The organism is Mesobacillus boroniphilus JCM 21738 (genome assembly GCF_000517385.1).
GTDB lineage: Bacteria > Bacillota > Bacilli > Bacillales > Cytobacillaceae > Mesobacillus > Mesobacillus boroniphilus.
In genome coordinates this window covers 1-1867 of sequence record NZ_BAUW01000197.1, presented here as the reverse complement: position 1 = coordinate 1867, position 1867 = coordinate 1, and the positions used below count along the sequence as shown (strand labels likewise).

Sequence of the window (1867 nt, the reverse complement as noted above, 5' to 3'; positions counted from 1 at the left end):
CTTCAATAAACTAGTAGAAGATGTTCAAATGATAACTACTATTAAGTCAAGACCTAAGCGTGAAAAAGTAAAAACTGTTGATTCTAAAGGAGGTAAATTGATAAAGCTTGAAGAATCCATAGCTAACCTTGATAGCAATCAAAGTCAGGCTGTTATAGAAACTGTTGATGGTGTACAACGTCTTAGGGGCCTAGCTGGGTCAGGTAAGACAATTATCTTGGCGTTAAAGGTAGCTTATCTTCATTCAAATAATCCGGATTGGGAGATTGCAGTAACATTTAATACACGTTCACTCAAAAATCAATTTATAGACTTAATCACCAGATTCATTTATGAACACACACGTGAGGAACCAGATTGGAGAAAAATAAAAATTGTGCATGCATGGGGTAACTCCAATACTCCGGGAATCTATTATGATATTTGTAATACCCATGATATAGAATTCTTGCCACTTTCAAAAGCATCTTCCCTCGCCCAACCAGGTCAGACAGATTTCGAGGCGGTTTGTAAAAAGGCTCTAGATGAAATTACGGAGTTTCAGGAAATGTATGATGTTATCTTAATCGATGAAGCTCAGGACTTCTCCAAGAGTTTTTTACAACTCTGCTATAACATTCTGAAAGCACCAAAAAGATTGATTTATGCTTATGATGAGCTACAAAGTTTGAGCAGGATGTCGATGGATTCACCTGAAAATATTTTCGGGTTAGATGGTAATGGAAAACCTAAGGTACTTTTAAAAAATGAGGATAAAAAACCTAAGCAAGACATTATATTACAAAATTGCTATCGTAACTCTAGACCTATCTTAGCAACTGCACATTCTTTGGGTTTCGGAATTTATTATGATAAGGGATTAATTCAAATGTTTGATAGGTCATCTTTGTGGAAGGATATTGGATATACCCTAGTAGATGGTGAACTAGAAGAAGGAAGCCATGTAAAATTGGGTAGAACTGATGAAAATAGTCCAATATTTTTAGAATCGCATTCACATATTGATGATATCATTCAATTTAATTGCTTCAAAAGCGAACAGGAGCAAGCCAAATGGATTGCACTACAAATAAAGAAAAACCTAGAAGAAGATGAACTTGAATACCAAGATATCATGGTCATTCATACTGATCCTTTGACTACAAAATCTGCTACTTTTCCTATTCGCCAGGAATTGCACAACTTAGGTATAAACTCTCACTTAGCCGGAGTCACTACCTCTCCCGATATATTTAACCAGGGGGATTCCATAACTATAACAAGCATATATAGAGCTAAGGGAAACGAAGCTGCCATGATATATGTAGTAGATGGCCAAAACTGCTATAAAGGACTCGAATTGTCCAGAAAAAGAAATATTCTTTTTACAGCTATAACAAGAAGTAAGGCCTGGGTCCGTGTAACTGGATATGGGAAAGACATGCTGGGTTTGATAGAAGAATTTAAAAGAGTGAAGGAAAACAATTTTGAACTGGAGTTTGTATATCCAACTGAAGAACAAAGGAAAAAGATGCACATCGTAAACCGGGACATGACACAGGAAGAGAAGAAGAAAAGAGCATCTAGTCTAGAAAGTATGCATGAAGTTGTGAAATCACTAAAAAGGGGCGAATTTTATATTGAAGACTTACCTGATTCTATAAGGGAGTTTTTAAAAGAACAGTTGAAAAATGATATGGATTAAATACATTAACCTTAAAACGATACTAACTATTTTAGATACTATATCCTAGCCTTGCTAAATCCTAGCATACGACTATTATGTTTGAGATATTTTTAATTTTTAGCCTGTCTTGAAGTTTGCTCAAGATAGGTTTTTTTCTGTCATCTCATTATTACGCTGCCTTTAATTTAGTTGAATTATATG

The 1867-nt window shown here is 35.0% G+C and carries 1 protein-coding gene; it reads left to right on the top strand.

What is annotated here, in order from left to right:
• Positions 1-1684 (top strand): DEAD/DEAH box helicase (locus tag JCM21738_RS21675; RefSeq protein WP_023613835.1); only part of this gene is annotated, 1684 nt, incomplete at its 5' end.
• Between the last annotated feature and the right edge of the window lie 183 nt (positions 1685-1867).